At 63.5% G+C, this 14,621-nt stretch carries 18 protein-coding genes and 1 pseudogene; 10 read left to right on the forward strand and 9 right to left on the reverse strand.

The window, feature by feature from the left end:
* The first annotated feature begins 120 nt into the window (after positions 1-120).
* The 5 genes from NKI79_RS14485 (at position 121) to dnaQ (ending at position 3,950) form a co-directional block, all read left to right on the forward strand.
* Positions 121-939: a pyruvate, water dikinase regulatory protein gene (locus NKI79_RS14485; RefSeq protein ID WP_254817949.1), complete on the forward strand. Its 819-nt coding sequence runs from the start codon at positions 121-123 to the stop codon at positions 937-939.
* A 171-nt stretch (positions 940-1,110) separates the two neighbouring features.
* Complete coding sequence (locus tag NKI79_RS14490) at positions 1,111-1,710, forward strand: Maf-like protein (protein ID WP_352802252.1); 600 nt, start codon at positions 1,111-1,113, stop codon at positions 1,708-1,710.
* On the forward strand, positions 1,703-2,545 hold the full coding sequence (locus NKI79_RS14495) for a shikimate dehydrogenase (protein WP_352802254.1): 843 nt from the start codon (positions 1,703-1,705) through the stop codon (positions 2,543-2,545). Before NKI79_RS14490 ends, NKI79_RS14495 begins: the two co-directional genes overlap by 8 nt.
* A complete protein-coding gene (coaE, locus tag NKI79_RS14500) occupies positions 2,542-3,144 on the forward strand; it encodes a dephospho-CoA kinase (RefSeq protein ID WP_352802255.1) in 603 nt (200 codons plus the stop codon). Before NKI79_RS14495 ends, coaE begins: the two co-directional genes overlap by 4 nt.
* An 86-nt stretch (positions 3,145-3,230) precedes the next feature.
* Positions 3,231-3,950, forward strand: a complete 720-nt coding sequence (gene dnaQ / locus NKI79_RS14505) for a DNA polymerase III subunit epsilon (RefSeq protein WP_352802257.1) — start codon at positions 3,231-3,233, stop codon at positions 3,948-3,950.
* 100 nt (positions 3,951-4,050) lie between these two features.
* Here dnaQ and secB read toward each other — a convergent pair whose 3' ends face one another.
* Both secB and NKI79_RS14515 read right to left on the reverse strand, forming a co-directional pair.
* Complete coding sequence (secB, locus tag NKI79_RS14510) at positions 4,051-4,551, reverse strand: protein-export chaperone SecB (protein ID WP_352802258.1); 501 nt, start codon at positions 4,549-4,551, stop codon at positions 4,051-4,053.
* A 113-nt stretch (positions 4,552-4,664) separates the two neighbouring features.
* Positions 4,665-5,154, reverse strand: a pseudogene (locus NKI79_RS14515) (FxsA family protein).
* Positions 5,155-5,352: 198 nt separating this feature from the next.
* Between NKI79_RS14515 and NKI79_RS14520 the strand changes: the two are divergent.
* The 4 genes from NKI79_RS14520 to NKI79_RS14535 are packed head-to-tail and all read left to right on the forward strand — an operon-like array spanning position 5,353 to position 8,145.
* Positions 5,353-6,060 carry a Tim44/TimA family putative adaptor protein gene (locus tag NKI79_RS14520; RefSeq protein ID WP_352476801.1) on the forward strand — a complete coding sequence of 236 codons (708 nt, stop codon included), beginning with the start codon at positions 5,353-5,355 and terminating at the stop codon, positions 6,058-6,060.
* 23 nt (positions 6,061-6,083) lie between these two features.
* Entirely contained in the window at positions 6,084-7,190 is a 1,107-nt protein-coding gene (mltA, locus tag NKI79_RS14525) for a murein transglycosylase A (RefSeq protein ID WP_352802259.1), read from the forward strand.
* A complete protein-coding gene (locus NKI79_RS14530) occupies positions 7,187-7,723 on the forward strand; it encodes a Smr/MutS family protein (protein ID WP_352802261.1) in 537 nt (178 codons plus the stop codon). Before mltA ends, NKI79_RS14530 begins: the two co-directional genes overlap by 4 nt.
* 53 nt (positions 7,724-7,776) lie before the next feature.
* Complete coding sequence (locus NKI79_RS14535) at positions 7,777-8,145, forward strand: helix-turn-helix domain-containing protein (RefSeq protein WP_352701169.1); 369 nt, start codon at positions 7,777-7,779, stop codon at positions 8,143-8,145.
* Between the two features lie 9 nt (positions 8,146-8,154).
* Here NKI79_RS14535 and NKI79_RS14540 read toward each other — a convergent pair whose 3' ends face one another.
* The 3 genes from NKI79_RS14540 to NKI79_RS14550 all read right to left on the reverse strand — a co-directional run bounded on the left by NKI79_RS14540 (position 8,155) and on the right by NKI79_RS14550 (position 10,880).
* Complete coding sequence (locus tag NKI79_RS14540; protein ID WP_352476804.1) at positions 8,155-8,772, reverse strand: transglutaminase-like cysteine peptidase; 618 nt, start codon at positions 8,770-8,772, stop codon at positions 8,155-8,157.
* Positions 8,773-8,984: 212 nt separating this feature from the next.
* Positions 8,985-10,262 (reverse strand): polyhydroxyalkanoate depolymerase, encoded by a 1,278-nt coding sequence (locus tag NKI79_RS14545; RefSeq protein WP_254817961.1) that lies wholly within the window; start codon positions 10,260-10,262, stop codon positions 8,985-8,987.
* A gap of 258 nt (positions 10,263-10,520) precedes the next feature.
* Positions 10,521-10,880, reverse strand: coding sequence for a septal ring lytic transglycosylase RlpA family protein (locus tag NKI79_RS14550; protein ID WP_254817962.1), 360 nt, complete (start codon positions 10,878-10,880; stop codon positions 10,521-10,523).
* 303 nt (positions 10,881-11,183) lie between these two features.
* On the opposite strand from NKI79_RS14550, the gene NKI79_RS14555 reads away from it, so the two are divergent.
* A complete protein-coding gene (locus tag NKI79_RS14555; protein WP_352802264.1) occupies positions 11,184-11,369 on the forward strand; it encodes a hypothetical protein in 186 nt (61 codons plus the stop codon).
* Between the two features lie 59 nt (positions 11,370-11,428).
* On the opposite strand, the gene NKI79_RS14560 is transcribed toward NKI79_RS14555, so the two are convergent.
* From NKI79_RS14560 to tauA, 4 genes are all read right to left on the reverse strand, one after another.
* Positions 11,429-11,620 carry a hypothetical protein gene (locus NKI79_RS14560; protein ID WP_352802266.1) on the reverse strand — a complete coding sequence of 64 codons (192 nt, stop codon included), beginning with the start codon at positions 11,618-11,620 and terminating at the stop codon, positions 11,429-11,431.
* On the reverse strand, positions 11,617-12,483 hold the full coding sequence (locus NKI79_RS14565) for an ABC transporter permease subunit (protein ID WP_352648568.1): 867 nt from the start codon (positions 12,481-12,483) through the stop codon (positions 11,617-11,619). The genes NKI79_RS14560 and NKI79_RS14565 overlap by 4 nt, the downstream gene beginning before the upstream one ends.
* Positions 12,480-13,253, reverse strand: a complete 774-nt coding sequence (locus NKI79_RS14570; RefSeq protein WP_352802267.1) for a taurine ABC transporter ATP-binding protein — start codon at positions 13,251-13,253, stop codon at positions 12,480-12,482. The genes NKI79_RS14565 and NKI79_RS14570 overlap by 4 nt, the downstream gene beginning before the upstream one ends.
* Before the next feature lie 110 nt (positions 13,254-13,363).
* A complete protein-coding gene (tauA, locus tag NKI79_RS14575) occupies positions 13,364-14,377 on the reverse strand; it encodes a taurine ABC transporter substrate-binding protein (protein WP_254817967.1) in 1,014 nt (337 codons plus the stop codon).
* Between the last annotated feature and the right edge of the window lie 244 nt (positions 14,378-14,621).

The following is a 14,621-nucleotide window of genomic DNA, read 5'->3' on the forward strand; positions in this document are numbered from 1 at the left end:
CCCGGAGAAGCCGACAGCACATCGAATTGTGGACAAACCGGCATCTGATACAGTCGCTTTGCGGTGGCCGAGTTTTCCGCCCGGCTTATCCACATCGGCCCACAGCCCGGAATGTATCCTGTGAACAAACCGCAAAGCTTCTTTCATCTTCACCTGATTTCCGACGCGACCGGCGAAACGCTGCTGGCTGCCGGCCGCGCGGCTTCCGCGCAATACAAGGATGCGCGCGCCATCGAACATATCTATCCGCTCATTCGCACCGAAAAGCAGGTGACGAAGGTGTTCGAGGACATCGAAGAGGAGCCAGGCATCATCCTCTACACGGTGGTCGACCAGAAGCTTGCCCGCGGCATTGACGAACGCTGCGCGGCCATGGGCCTGCCTTGCGTCTCGGTGCTGGAACCGGTGCTGACGGTGTTCCAGTCCTATCTCGGCACGCCTGCCGGCCGACGCGTCGGTGCCCAGCATGTGCTGGACGCCGAATATTTCCGCCGCATCGACGCGCTCAACTTCACCATGGAGCATGATGATGGCCAGCTGCCGGCCAATATGGATGATGCCGACATCGTGCTCGTCGGCATCTCCCGCACCTCGAAGACGCCGACCAGCATCTATCTCGCCAATCGCGGCATCAAGACCGCCAACATCCCGATCGTGCTCGGCGTGCCGGTGCCCGAAAGCCTGGTCAATGCCACGCGGCCGCTGATCGTCGGCCTGGTCGCCACCGCCGAACGGATCTCGCAGGTCCGGCAGAACCGCATTCTCGGCACCAGCGCCTACGAACCGACCGACTATGTCGACCGTGCCGCGATCGCCGAAGAGCTCGCCTATGCCCGCCAGATATGCACGCGGCATGGCTGGCCGATGATCGACGTCAGCCGCCGTTCGATCGAGGAGACGGCGGCGGCCATCGTTGCCCTGCGCGGCAAGACGCGGTAGGGCATGTCGATATTCAGGTGATGCCGGCCTGCGAACGGCGGTTTCCTGCGCTTCCGGTACTCACGGACCCAAATGTCCGCTCCGTTCCGGTTCTCGGAACCCACCATTCTCGACTCGGCCTGACCTGAATCTCGACACACCCTAGTGAGCGCCAGGAAACGGGCGAAAAAAATGACCGAAAAAATCATCCTTGCCTCGGGCAGCCCGTTCCGCAAGGCGCTGCTCGTCAATGCCGGCATCACTGTCGAAACGGTTCCGGCTTCTGTCGATGAGCGCGCGCTGGAGGCGCCGCTACAGAATAGTGGCGTGTCGCCGGAGGACGTCGCCCTGGTGCTCGCCGAAGCCAAAGCCACCGAAGTCAGCGAGCGCAAGCCCGCCGCCCTGGTGCTCGGCTGCGACCAGACGCTGTCGCTCGGCGACGAGCTGTTCCACAAGCCGGCCGACATGGAAGGGGCGCGCCGTCATCTGCTGGCGCTGTCGGGCAAGACGCATCATCTCAACAGCGCCGTCGTGCTCGCCCGTGACGGCCAGGTTCTGTGGCGGCATGTCGGCATCGCCAGTCTGACCATGCGCAAGCTCGATCCGGCCTTCATCGGCCGCCATCTGGCGCGAGTCGGCGCCAAGGCGTTGTCCAGCGTCGGCGCCTACCAGATCGAAGGCGAAGGCATCCAGCTATTCGAAAAAATCGAAGGCGACTATTTTACCATTGTCGGCCTGCCACTCTTGCCGGTGCTGGCCAAACTGCGTGAGTTCGGGGCGATCGATGGCTGAAGCCTCGAAAAAAGCCTTCGTCACCGGCCACCCGATCGCCCATTCCAGGTCTCCGAAGATCCACGGCCACTGGCTGACGAAATACGGCATCGACGGCGTCTACGAGGCCATTGACGTTGCACCGGAGGCCTTTGCCGAATTCCTGCAGACGCTGGAGGCACAAGGCTATCGCGGCGGCAACGTCACCATCCCGCACAAGGAAGCCGCCTTCGCTTTGGCCGAGCGGCGTGACGCCGACGCCGAACAGATCGGTGCGGTCAATACGCTGTGGTTCGAGAATGGCGAATTGTGGGGCGGCAACACCGATGCCCATGGCTTTGCCGCCAATCTGGACGAATATGCACCGGGCTGGGCGACCAACGGCCCCGCCGTGGTGCTCGGTGCCGGCGGCGCCGCTCGCGCGGTCATCCATGCGCTGAAGCAGCGCGGCATCAACGACATCCGCATCGTCAACCGGACGCTTGCGAGGGCGCAGGAGCTGCGCGACCGCTTCGGTGCCGGCATCTCCGCCCATGGCATGGCGGCGACCGGCGAATTCCTCGAAGATGCCGGCCTGCTGGTCAACACGACAGCGCTCGGCATGCATGGCAATGAAGGCCTGTCCGCGGATCCGGGCAGACTGCCGGACCGCGCCATCGTCACCGACATCGTCTACGTGCCGCTGGAGACGCCGCTGCTTGCCACCGCCAAAGCGCGCGGCCTGAGAACCGTCGATGGGCTCGGCATGCTGCTGCACCAGGCGGTGCCCGGCTTCGAACGCTGGTTCGGCATCAGGCCACAAGTCACCGCCGAACTGCGGCAAATAATTATTGCCGATATCGGCGCGATAAAATGATCCTGCTCGGCCTCACCGGATCGATCGGCATGGGCAAATCGACCACGGCCAAGATGTTTGCCGAAGCCGGCGTGCCGGTCCATGATTCCGACGAGGCTGTGCATCGCCTTTATGCCGGCAAGGCCGCGCCCTTGGTCGAGGCGGCCTTTCCCGGCACCACCAGATCCGGTGCGGTCGACCGCGCGGCACTGGCGGAGCGGGTGCTCGGCGACGCCCCCGCGCTGAAACGGCTGGAAGCGATCATCCATCCGCTGGTCCGTGCCGATGCCGATGCGTTCCTGGCTGAAAATCGTGCCGCCGGCGCGCCGCTTGCCGTGCTCGATATACCGCTGCTGTTCGAGACCGGCGGCGGGAACCGCGTCGACAAGGTCGTGGTCGTCACCGCGCCGCCTGAAGTCCAGCGCGCCCGCGTGCTGGCGCGGCCGGGCATGAACGAGGAGAAACTGGCGTCGATCCTGGCCAGGCAGGTTCCCGACGCCGAAAAGCGCCGGCGCGCCGACTTTGTCATCGACACCGGTCAGGGCTTTGACGCCGCTCGCGCGGCCGTCAAGGCCATCATCGCCGAACTAGTCGTGGATAAGGCAGCCAGGCCTGGTTAAGAGGCTTGCAGACCCACATTAGTTGTTGCCATTTTGTTCCTGGTGTGATTCGGCTAGAATGATGCCGGCACCAGTGGACTGATTCGATGCGTGAGATCATCTTCGATACGGAAACCACCGGCCTCGACACGCGCGAGGACCGCGTCATCGAGCTTGGCGGCGTCGAGCTGGTCAACCGTTTCCCGACCGGCCGAACCTTCCACAAATATATCAACCCGCAAGGCCGCCAGATCCATCACGAGGCGCAGGCCGTGCACGGCATCAGCGCCGCCGATCTCGTCGGCAAGCCGACTTTCATGGAGATCGCCGAGGAGTTTCTGGCCTTCATCGACGGCGCCAAACTGGTCGCGCACAATGCCGGCTTCGACATCGGCTTCCTCAATCTCGAATTCGGCCGGCTTGGCCATCCGGCCATCGATCCGGGACGGATCGTCGACACGCTGGCGCTGGCGCGCCGCAAGCATCCGATGGGCCCCAATTCGCTCGACGCGCTCTGCCGCCGCTACGGCATCGACAACGGCCGCCGCACCAAGCACGGCGCGCTGCTCGATTCGGAATTGCTGGCCGAGGTCTATATCGAGCTCATCGGCGGCAAGCAGGCAAGCCTTATCCTCGACAGCATCCTGACTCCGACGGGCGGCAGGCAGAATGTCGAAGACATCGATATTTCGATCGGCGTCAGGCCGATTGCCTTGCCGTCGCGCCTGACCGACGCCGAGCGCACCGCGCACGCGGGCATGGTTGGCACATTGGGCGAAAAGGCGCTCTGGCTGCGCGTCGCCCAGGAAGCGAGTTCCGCGGCGTAGTGATTTTGACCGGACAGAGGGGGGCGCTGTCCCGCCGACGTCTCAAACAAAAAACCCGGCGCAAGGCCGGGTTTGTCAAACGCTGGCGAGACAGCCGCGCTCAGCTCACCTTGACCTTGGCGGCAGCCTGGTCCTCTGCCAGCTTCTGCTGGAACATCTGCGCGAAATCGATCGGGTCCAGCATCAGCGGGGGGAAGCCGCCGTTGCGTGTTGCCTCGGCAATGATCTGCCGCGCGAACGGGAACAGCAGCCGCGGGCATTCGATGAACAGGATCGGCAGCATGTGCTCCTGCGGGAAGCCGCTGATGGCGAAGACGCCGCCATAGACCAGTTCGACATTGAACAGCACTTCCTGGTCGAACGACGCTTTTGCGTTCAGCGTCAAATTGACGTCGAACTGCTTGTCCGAAAGCGGGTTGGCGTTGACGTTGACGTTGATGGCGATGCCGGGAGCCTTGTCGCGACCGCGCAACGAGTTCGGTGCACCGGGGCTTTCGAAGGACAGGTCCTTCACATATTGCGCAAGCACGTTGAGCGAAGGCTGCGCCGCATTTCCATTACCGTTGGCTGGGCCGGTCGGCGCGTCGTCGTTGCTGGCCATAAGCTGTGGTCCTTTTGCCTGGGCAGCGTTGCTGACCGGATTGAAATTCGGGCGTTCGCTATCATGGCCGGCCCGACAAGACAAGTTTGCAAAAGACGCTGGTTGCTTTGCGGCTACTCGTCCTTGAGGCGGCGCCAGGGAGAATCCGGTCCGCGCGTATGGTTGTCGGCACGCGAATAGTCGCCGTCGTCGAGATCGATGATCTTGCCGCGTTGCCTTGCCCGCAAACCACTGCTGAAATCGGTGGCCAGCACGATGCGGCCTTTCAGCATCCGCCAGGCAAGATCGCGCACTGGCGGCAGGAACAGCAGAATGCCGAAAATATCCGAGATGAAGCCGGGGATGATCAAAAGGATCGCGGCCAGCACGATCATGGCGCCATGCGCAAGCTGGCCGCTCGGATCACGCCCGGCGTCCATTTCGGCACGTACCCTGGCCATGACGCCAAAACCCTGGTGTCGAAGGAGCAAGGCGCCGGCGACGCTCGAGGCCAGCACCAGCCCGACCGTCGCCAGCGCCGATCTGGCGGCCGACAATCACGAAACCGGCTATCTCCAGCAGCGGAAGCGCGAGAATGAACAGGGGAAACAGCGAGATACGCAAATCTTGACCGATCGTTTCGATGTTTTGCCGGCCGGCGAGCAATCGCCGCTGGCACCAGAGCTGTTAGATAGGTATGGCTGCCTTTGATTTGAATGATTGCGCCATGCGTTCTATATGCTTTGGATACCGAACGCTATGTGATCGCGGCCCGTGCTTGGCCGCTGGTCCGGCCAAAGCAGGGATTGATCGGCGCAAGATATGGGCTTCTTCGACTTCGGCACGATTTTCTTTCTGATTGCGGCGGTGGTGATCTTCTTCCAGCTGCGCAACGTGCTTGGCCGACGCACGGGAAACGAGCGCCCACCCTTCGATCCATATACGGCAGCGCGCAAAAACGACAAGGATGCCGCCCAGAAACCCGAGAACGTGGTTTCGCTGCCGCGCAAGCGCCTGACAGGAGAGCCGGCGGCCGACACCTATGCGGCGATCGATGCCTTTGCCAAGCCCGACACCGATCTCAACCGGGGCCTGCGGGCGATCAAGGACAATGATCCGACGTTCGACCCGAAGACCTTCGTCGACGGCGCAAAGATGGCTTATGAGATGATCGTCATGGCCTACGCCGATGGCGACCGCAAAACCTTGAAGAACCTTTTGTCGCGCGAGGTCTATGACGGCTTCGTCGCGGCCATCGGCGACCGTGAGGCGAAAGCCGAAAAGATCCAGTCCTCCTTCGTCGGCATCGACAAGGCCGACATCGTTTCGGCCGAGATGAAGGGAAGCGAGGCCCACATCACGCTGCGCATCGTCAGCGAGCTGATTTCGGCGACCCGCGACAAGGCCGGCGCTGTCATCGACGGCGATCCCGAGACCGTCGCCGAGGTCAAGGACGTCTGGACCTTCGCCCGCGACACGCGCTCGCGCGATCCGAACTGGAAGCTCGTCGCCACCGAAGAAGAAGAGTGAACTGGACGGCGGCGGAGGCTGTCGTGTCGCTTTCTCGAGCCTTCCGCGAAAAATCCTTTGGCGAATTGCCGGGCTGGGGTGAGGACGACCATCTCCCTGCCTTTGACGCCTTTCGCCGCTCGGCCTTTCATATCCTGACCAAACCCTACCGCTCCGGCGCGCTCGGCGTCGACTACAATGGCTTTGCCGATGCCTATGCCGAAGCGCGTACCGTTTCGTCGCCGAATCGGTTGCAGGCACGAAGCTTTTTCGAGCGCCATTTCGTTCCGGCCCGTATCGATGCCGAAGATGGTGGTCCGGGCCTGGTAACCGGCTTTTATGAGCCGCAGGTCGAAGCCTCGCCGGTGCGCACGGAACGATTTTCGGTGCCGTTGCTGGCGCGCCCGGCCGACCTGGTCGACATCGACGACGGCAATCGTCCTTCCGGCTTGGATCCTTATCTCGCCTTCGCTCGTGCGGCGCCGAACGGCCCGGTCGAATATTTCGACCGCGGCGAGATCGAACGCGGCGCGCTTGCCGGAAAAGGGCTGGAAATCGCCTGGCTCGCCGACAAGGTCGACGCCTTCTTCATTCACGTGCAGGGCGCGGCACGGCTCAACATGACCGATGGCAGGCTTCGCCGCATCACCTATGCCGCCAAATCCGGCCAGCGCTTTACCGGACCGGGCAAGATCCTGAGCGAGGAAGGCGAGATCCCGCTGGAGAAAGTGACGATGCAGTCGATCCGTGCCTGGTTCAAGGCGCATCCGGAGCGGGTCGACGAGACCCTGTGGCGCAACCGCTCCTATATCTTCTTCCGCGAGACGGGCGTCGACGACCGGGAGCTCGGCCCGATTGCTGCCGCCAAGGTGCCGTTGACGCCCGGCCGCTCGATCGCCGTCGACCGGCTGCTGCACACGTTCGGCACGCCCTTCCATATCGACGCGCCGTCGCTGACCGCCTTCGACGGAAAACCGTTCCGGCGGCTGATGATCGCGCAGGACACCGGTTCGGCGATCACCGGCCCGGCCCGCGGCGATCTGTTTGCCGGGTCGGGCGATGCGGCCGGCGAGATCGCCGGCGTTATCCGCAACGCCGCCGATTTTTATGCGCTGATCCCCCGGCCGCTGGTTTCAGGAGCAGGCCGATGACCCGGCGCATCGACAGGCTGAGCGAGGACGACCGGGTGCTGTGGAACCTGGTGGCGCGCACGGCAAAACCGCTGAAGGGCAGAACCGCCGTCGAAATTCCACACGTTGGGCCGGAGATCGACGAGACCAGGCAGGCGCCGCCGCCGGCACAGGGCGCGGGCAATCCTGCCGCGGCCCCAAAGCCGAAGGCGCAGCATGTCTCCCACGCACTCGACGAACCGACGCTGGACAAGCTGTCGAAGGGCCGGCTGCCGATCGAGGGCCGCGTCGACCTGCATGGCCTGACCCAGGACCAAGCCTATTCGCTGCTGTTTTCCTTCCTGTGCCGGGCGCATGCCGGCGGCATCCGTTACGTCCTGGTGATAACCGGCAAGGGCTCTTCGTCGGGCGGTGATGGCGTCTTGCGGCGCGCCGTGCCGTCATGGCTGTCGACACCCGCCTTCCGGCCCCTCGTCTCCAGCCACGACCATGCCGCCCGCAAACATGGCGGCTCGGGTGCGCTCTATGTCCGCCTGCGGCGGGCACGCTCATGAGGGCATGCCGATGAGGGACGCACCTATGAGGATGCATCCATGAAGGTGCGCTTGTGACCCCGTTCGGCGAAAAGCTTCGCGTGCTGCGAAACGAGCGCGGCGTCAGCCAGAAGGACATGGCCAAGGCGATCGGCGTCAGCGCAGCCTATCTCTCGGCGCTGGAACACGGCCGCCGCGGTGCGCCGAGCTGGACGCTGATCCAGAAGATCATCGGCTATTTCAACATCATTTGGGACGACGCCGAGGAACTGGCGCGGCTGGCCGAAACCTCGCATCCGCGCGTCAAGCTCGACACGTCGGGCCTTAGCCCGGCGGCGACCGAGCTTGCCAATCTCCTGGCCGACAACATTGAAAAGCTCGACGAAGCCGAGCTTCGCCAAATCATTGCGTCGATCCGCGCCGCGCTGGCACGGCCGAAATGAGTTGCCTTGTTACTGGACCGAGCCGACCAGAACCTGCTGGCCGCCGCGGATGGAGACCCAGCGGCCGGTATTGTCGATCGCCTGCCGCTTGAGGAAACGATAGCCGGTCTGGTCCCAGGGACGGACCTGGTCGGTCAGATTGTCAAGGATGTAGTCGCCCTTGTCGGTGCGCACCGTCAGCACGGCGTGGCCTTCGCCATCCGGCTTGCGCACGACGGTCATCAGCAGATCGGCAAACGAGACGCCCAGCCGGTTCAGCTCACGGCGCTTTTCCAGGACATAGTCCTCGCAATCGCCAACGCCCTTGTCGGGATAGGCCCAGACCTCATCCTTGCCGTAGATGTCGAAGTCGCTCTCCGGCTTGACGGCGGCGTTGACCTTTGCCGTGACGCTGAGCAGCTTGCGCCACAGCGAGCCGGTCAGGCTGGCGGGCGACAGATCCTTCGGACGGATCGAGCATTCGGAGGCGTAGCTCTTGCAGAAATCATAATGGCCGATCGGCTGTGAGGTCGGGCCACCTGTTATCATCGGGCCGGCCGCCGAGGCCGAACTGGCCCAACCTGCCGCCACAGTAAGTCCGGCCAGCGCGCACAGGCGCAGCGTTCTCGCCATTGGTGAGGAAATCATTGTCCCCGCTTGTCCCTTGTTATTAACGAAACGTTAAGGGGTATTTACAGTCCGTGTCAATTATGAGGATGGCTTGATTTTTGCGGCATGGTTACCCGCGTGGCGCCAACGCGACTATTGTGCAACAGGTCGACCGGCCGCACGGCCGCGCCAACCGATGATTTTGGCATAGACCGACCTGATGCGGATTGACGGGCATCATCACTGGTCGCCTATTTCTTGCCGGTCCTGACCAGCTTGGGCTTCACCGCAACACGGTTCTGACGGCCGTAGCTGGTGATGAAATCGACGATGCGCGGCACGATTTCGGAGCGGAAGCGCGAGCCGTTGAACACACCGTAATGGCCGACCGCCGGCTGCATGTAATGGGCGTGCCTGTCGGCCGGGATGTTGATGCACAGGTCGTGCGCGGCCTTGGTCTGGCCGAGGCCGGAGATGTCGTCGTTCTCGCCCTCGACCGTGAACAGGGCGACATTGCGGATCGCCGAAGGGTCGACCGCCACGCCGCGATGCGTCATCGTGCCCTTGGGCAAGGCCTGGCGGACAAACACGGTGTCGACGGTCTGCAGGTAGAATTCCGCCGTCAGATCCATCACCGCCAGATATTCGTCGTAGAACTCGCGGTGCTTCTCGGCATTGTCACCGTCATGCTTCACCAGATGCATGAAGAAGTCCTTGTGGGCGGTGATGTGGCGGTCGAGGTTCATGCTCATGAAACCCGAAAGCTGCAGGAAGCCGGGATAGACCTCACGGCCGAAGCCCGGCACCGGCCAGGGCGCGCGCATGATGACGTTGTCGCGGAACCAGTCGATGCCCTTTTCCTGCGCCAGCAGATTGACCGCCGTCGGATTGCGGCGCGTGTCGATCGGCCCGCCCATCAGCGTCATCGTCGAGGGCACGAACGGATCACCCTTGGCTTCCATCAGTGCCGCCGCCGCCAGCACCGGCACCGAAGGCTGGCACACCGCCATCACATGGGTGTCGGGGCCCAGCGCATGCAGCATGTCGACGATGTAGTCGATATAGTCGTCAAGATCGAAGCTGCCGTCGGCCAGCGGCACCATGCGGGCGTCGACCCAGTCGGTGATATGCACGTCGGCATAGGGCAGCATCGCCTCCACCGTGCCGCGGAGCAGCGTCGCGTAGTGGCCCGACATCGGCGCGACGATCAACAGCTTCGGATCCGGCCGGCGCCCGGCAGGAACCGCCCGCTCGAAACGAACCAGGTTGCAGAACGGCCGCGACCAGACGGTGCGTTCGCTGACCTCGACGTTTTTCCAGTCGACCACGGTCTTGGTCAGGCCGAATTGCGGCTTGCCGTAGCGGCGCGTCGTGCGCTCGAACAGTTCGGCCGTTGCCGCAACCGAGCGGCCCCAGGACGTGTGTGAGACCGGATTGAGCGGATTGGAGTAGAACAGGCGCACCGCATCGGCATAGAGGCGCGCCGGCTGCAAGGCGGCGTGGTTCAGTTCGTAGAGCTGGTAGAACATCGAGAACCCCGCTGCCGACTGCGATCGAAGGGCCGACGAGCAGCGCCGAGCCTTGAATGCTTTGCGGGGAAGTTAGCAACAATCTGCTGCGATGCAATACGTCAACCTGCGTGATTTATGCTCGTTCTTTCGTCCAAGGCATTGAGAATCCGCCTTCAACGGCAACAGCCGGCTCAATGTGCACCTGCGAAGGCCAGGCAAGGGCACGGCTATTGGGACAATCGTTGGAGGCGGCGTCTGGCCGTGGCGGCCGGACCGTTAGACCCGTGCCATGCAGACAGCGGTATGGCCCGAACTGATGAAGCCGAGCTGACTGGCTGCGCCCTTCGACAGATCGAGCATCCGGCCCCTGATAAAGGGGCCGCGGTCGTTGATGCGCACGACGACGCTGCGGCCATTGTTGCGATTGGTCACCTTCAGCTTGGTGCCGAACGGCAGGCTGCGATGCGCGGCGGTCAGCGCCGACGGGTTCATGCGCTCGCCGGAAGCGGTTCTGGAATGCAGTGAGTACCAGGAGGCACGACCGCACTGAGCAGCGGCGTTGGTGGCGGATGCGCCGACCGTCAGGCCGGCCGCAATCGTGGCCGCGACGAGCGCGGCCTGATAGCTTTTCTTCATGCTTGGGGTTAGCTCCGTTGACAGACCCAAGCCGTTAGGTGCCGAACAAGGCAGCAAATGCGGCAATGATCTGTCGGTTCCATGGCAATGTTACACGTTTGGAGTCGGCGCGAAACAATTTGTCAGAGACTTTCTGCAGCGAGGCGCAGCTTCTTTGATGATGTCTGCGCCGATCTCCGGGCGTCTTGCACAAGATCAGAGATTAGCATCCAAGTAGAAGTTGGTGTAATCGAGCAGCGTCTTCTCGCTGTTTCATTCCGGCCGGAACGCGGTTTATGATCGACTTGGAACGGAGTTCTAGCGATGAGATTGTTCAAAAATCTGCTGGCCTTGATTGTGCTCGCCATCGGCGTGCTGTGGACGTTGCAAGGCATCGGCGTTATCGGCGGCAGCTTCATGACCGGCCAGTCGCAATGGCTCTATGTCGGCATCGTCACCGCGCTGGTCGGCCTGGCCGGCCTGGCCTGGGCGAACCGTTCACGCGTTTGAGCAGGCGTCGATGCTCAGGCTCCCGCCAGAGCGGCCACAGCGTACCCGTGGTGGCCGGGTCACCGCGACCAGTATTGCCAGCCCCAGTAGAAACTTTCGTCGCGCGGCGGCAGGCGGTTGCGCTCCGCGTCCAGATGCACCGGCGTTTTGCGTTCGCCGTCAGGCGGCTGTTTGTCCCCGCCCTTGATCAGGCGGAGCAAATGGCCGAAATGCGCGAACAATACACGATGGAATGGGGCATTGTCGGTCACTCCCGCCCTGCCCAGGGGACGAGCACCCGCTCGATCCTGCGGATGATGAATTCGAGCACGAAGGCAATGGCCGCGATCACCAGTATGCCCATCACCACCACGTCGGTGACGAGGAACTGGGCAGCGGACTGGATCATGAAACCGAGCCCGCGCGTCGCGGCCACCAGCTCGGCGGCGACCAGCGTCGACCAACCGGCGCCAAGCGCGATGCGCAGACCGGTCAGGATCGAGGGCAGTGCGCTGGGCAGGGTGACGTGCCTGATCACTTGGCGCTGCGTGGCGCCAAGCGAACGCGCTGCATTGATGCGTTCCTGCGAGACGCCGCGAACACCCGATGCCGTCGACAGCGCAACCGGTGCCAGCATGGCAACGGCAATCACCAGGATCTTGGACGGCTCGCCAATGCCGAACCAGATAATGATCAGCGGCAGATAGGCGAGCGGCGGGATCGGCCGCAGGAATTCGAGCAGCGGATCGAAGAGGCCACGCCCGATCGTGCTGACGCCGATCGCCAGCCCGATGGGAACGCCGACGACGATGGCGACGATCAGCGCTGCAAACACGCGCCACAGGCTGGCGGCGATATGCTGGAGCAGCGTCGCGTCGACAAAGCCGTCACGGGCGACGACGACAAATTTGTTCCAGACTGCCACAGGCGACGGCAGGAAAACCGGCGACACCAATTGCAGGCGGGCCGATACCGTCCACACTGCCAGCACCATCAGAATGGTGATCGCGCTAACCACGCGGGCCGAAACGCGGCTGCGTCTCGGCCGCGGCCGCGACCATGGCACCGACAGCGCGTCGGCTCCGTCGTCGACCTTGGAGCGCCGCGGCCGCTCGGTATAGGAGGTAACGGTCATGCTGCCTCCCCTTCGAAGATCGCGTCGGTCAGCTCGCCGCGCGCCGCGGCGAAGGCGGGATCGGCCTTGATGCTGCGAATGGCCTCGCCGGCTGCATAGCGCCGGCTGAAACCGGCCTCGAAACTCCGCACCACCCGGCCAGGGCCGGGAGCGAGCACAATGATGCGGGTGGCGAGCACCAGGGCTTCATCGATGCCGTGCGTGACCATCAGCACGCCGACCTGGCTTGCCGTCCACAGATCGAGCAGCGTTGTCTGCATGCGTTCGCGTGTCAGCGCATCGAGTGCGCCCAGCGGTTCGTCGAGCAGCAGGAATTGCGGCTCGGCTGCCAGCGCCCGGGCCAGGCCGACGCGCTGGCGCATGCCGCCGGAAAGCTCCCAGATGCGCTTGTCGCCGGCGCCGTCGAGCTTCACCAGCGCCAGAAGGTCGTCGGCAGTCCGCCCCCGTTCGGCAGCCCCTACACCGCGCAGCCTGAGAGCAAAGGCAACATTTTCGCGCGCGGTCAGCCACGGAAACAGTGCGTCGTTCTGGAACACGACGGCGCGGTCCGAGCCTGGCGCCGTGATCGGCCTGCCGTCTATCGTGGCGCTGCCGCGCACAGGCTGGACCAGGCCCGCAGCGACGTTGAGCAGCGAGGTCTTGCCGCAGCCGGAGCGGCCGACCAGGACAACGAAGTCATCCTTGGCGATGTCAAGCGACACGCGTTCGACGGCCGGCGCCGGCTGGCCGTCATAATGAACCGAGACTTGGTCAAGCACGAGATGCGTCATGTGGGGTCGCCGATATTGTAAACCTGCCTGCCCCGAAGCCGTTCCTCGTCAGCGGCTCCGGGGCAGGCAACGCGCGTGTCAGGGAAGAGAGGACGCGCGTATTGAGCCGCCTAATTCGAGGCCAGCGCCTCGCCGACATATTTCGACGACACGTATTTCGAATAATCCGGCAAGACGGCATCAATCTTGCCCTGCTCCTTGAGGAAGGCCGATGTCGCCTCGACCGCCTTGACCGTGCCGCCACCGAGGAACTTGTCCGAGGCCTGCTCCTCGAGCGTCGGGAAGACATAGCCTCTCAGCAGTTGCGGCACGTCTTCGAGCTTGGCCCCGGTGATCCTGGCGATCTTGGCCGCTTGCGGCGAGGACACCGACCATTGATCCGGCTTGGCCAGGAAGTCGGCATAGGCAGCGCCCGTCACTTTGACGAAGTCGCGCACCGCTTCCGGGTTCCTTTCGGCGAAGTCGGTACGCACGATCCAGGCGTCGAAGGTCGGCGCGCCCCAGGCTGCGACCTGCGAGGAATCCAGCACGACCTTGCCCGTCGTCTTGATCTGGCCGAGTGCCGGATCCCAGACATAGGCGGCGTCGATGTCGCCGCGCGCCCATGCCGCCGCGATCTCCGGTGGCCGCAGGTTGAGAATATCGACCGACTTCGGGTCGACACCCTCATGCTTCAGCGCGGCAAGCAGGCTGTAATGCGTCGTCGAAACGAAGGGCACCGCCACCTTCTTGCCGGCAAGGTCGGCGGCCTTCTCGATGCCGGCGCCATTGCGGGCGACAAGGGCCTCGGATTCGCCGATCAGCCCGACAATGAAGATTGTCTGGATGGGAAGCTCGCGGCTCGCCGCCGCCGCCAGCGGGCTCGAGCCGACATAACCGATGTCGACCGAACCGGAAGCGATGGCGGCGATCACGTCGGCGCCGGAATCGAATTTCCGCCAGTCGATTGCCGCCTTGGTCGCGCTCTCATAGGCGCCGTCGGCCTGCGGCACCTTCGAGGGTTCGACGACTGTCTGGTAGCCGATAGTGATCTTGAGGTCCTGCGCATCGGCTGGGCCGAGAAAGACGGCACCTGCCAGAGCCGCCGAGGACAAGAGAACGATACGTCGCGAAATGGTGGACATGAAAGGCTCCTTGGAAACGAGAAAACCCGGATTGCGCTTCATAGTCACCAAACTCTATCGTTCTTGTAGAGTTAAATCCTTCCAATCGGCTCGGCCTTGTTAGAAAAAGTCGTCAGGCTAGGGCAGTTGCCCATTCGCACGCTTCTGGGTGATGGCCCGGGTGAGAACCAGCGTCCTTGCCCGGGAACCCCTTCCACGTCGTCCATGCCCGCAACAAGGATTTTCCCGTTTTCACCCCTGCATC

Origin of the sequence: Mesorhizobium sp. M0340 (assembly GCF_040321535.1) — a bacterium.
Taxonomy (GTDB): domain Bacteria; phylum Pseudomonadota; class Alphaproteobacteria; order Rhizobiales; family Rhizobiaceae; genus Mesorhizobium.

Bases quoted from the DNA above. Each gene is read 5' to 3' on its own strand.
- NKI79_RS14490 (WP_352802252.1), top strand. From the start codon at position 1,111: ATGACCGAAAAAATCATCCTTGCCTCGGGCAGCCCGTTCCGCAAGGCG.
- NKI79_RS14495 (WP_352802254.1), top strand. From the start codon at position 1,703: ATGGCTGAAGCCTCGAAAAAAGCCTTCGTCACCGGCCACCCGATCGCC.
- coaE (WP_352802255.1), top strand. From the start codon at position 2,542: ATGATCCTGCTCGGCCTCACCGGATCGATCGGCATGGGCAAATCGACC.
- dnaQ (WP_352802257.1), top strand. From the start codon at position 3,231: ATGCGTGAGATCATCTTCGATACGGAAACCACCGGCCTCGACACGCGC.
- secB (WP_352802258.1), bottom strand. From the start codon at position 4,551: ATGGCCAGCAACGACGACGCGCCGACCGGCCCAGCCAACGGTAATGGA.
- NKI79_RS14520 (WP_352476801.1), top strand. From the start codon at position 5,353: ATGGGCTTCTTCGACTTCGGCACGATTTTCTTTCTGATTGCGGCGGTG.
- NKI79_RS14530 (WP_352802261.1), top strand. From the start codon at position 7,187: ATGACCCGGCGCATCGACAGGCTGAGCGAGGACGACCGGGTGCTGTGG.
- NKI79_RS14540 (WP_352476804.1), bottom strand. From the start codon at position 8,772: ATGATTTCCTCACCAATGGCGAGAACGCTGCGCCTGTGCGCGCTGGCC.
- NKI79_RS14545 (WP_254817961.1), bottom strand. From the start codon at position 10,262: ATGTTCTACCAGCTCTACGAACTGAACCACGCCGCCTTGCAGCCGGCG.
- NKI79_RS14550 (WP_254817962.1), bottom strand. From the start codon at position 10,880: ATGAAGAAAAGCTATCAGGCCGCGCTCGTCGCGGCCACGATTGCGGCC.
- NKI79_RS14555 (WP_352802264.1), top strand. From the start codon at position 11,184: ATGAGATTGTTCAAAAATCTGCTGGCCTTGATTGTGCTCGCCATCGGC.
- NKI79_RS14565 (WP_352648568.1), bottom strand. From the start codon at position 12,483: ATGACCGTTACCTCCTATACCGAGCGGCCGCGGCGCTCCAAGGTCGAC.
- NKI79_RS14570 (WP_352802267.1), bottom strand. From the start codon at position 13,253: ATGACGCATCTCGTGCTTGACCAAGTCTCGGTTCATTATGACGGCCAG.
- tauA (WP_254817967.1), bottom strand. From the start codon at position 14,377: ATGTCCACCATTTCGCGACGTATCGTTCTCTTGTCCTCGGCGGCTCTG.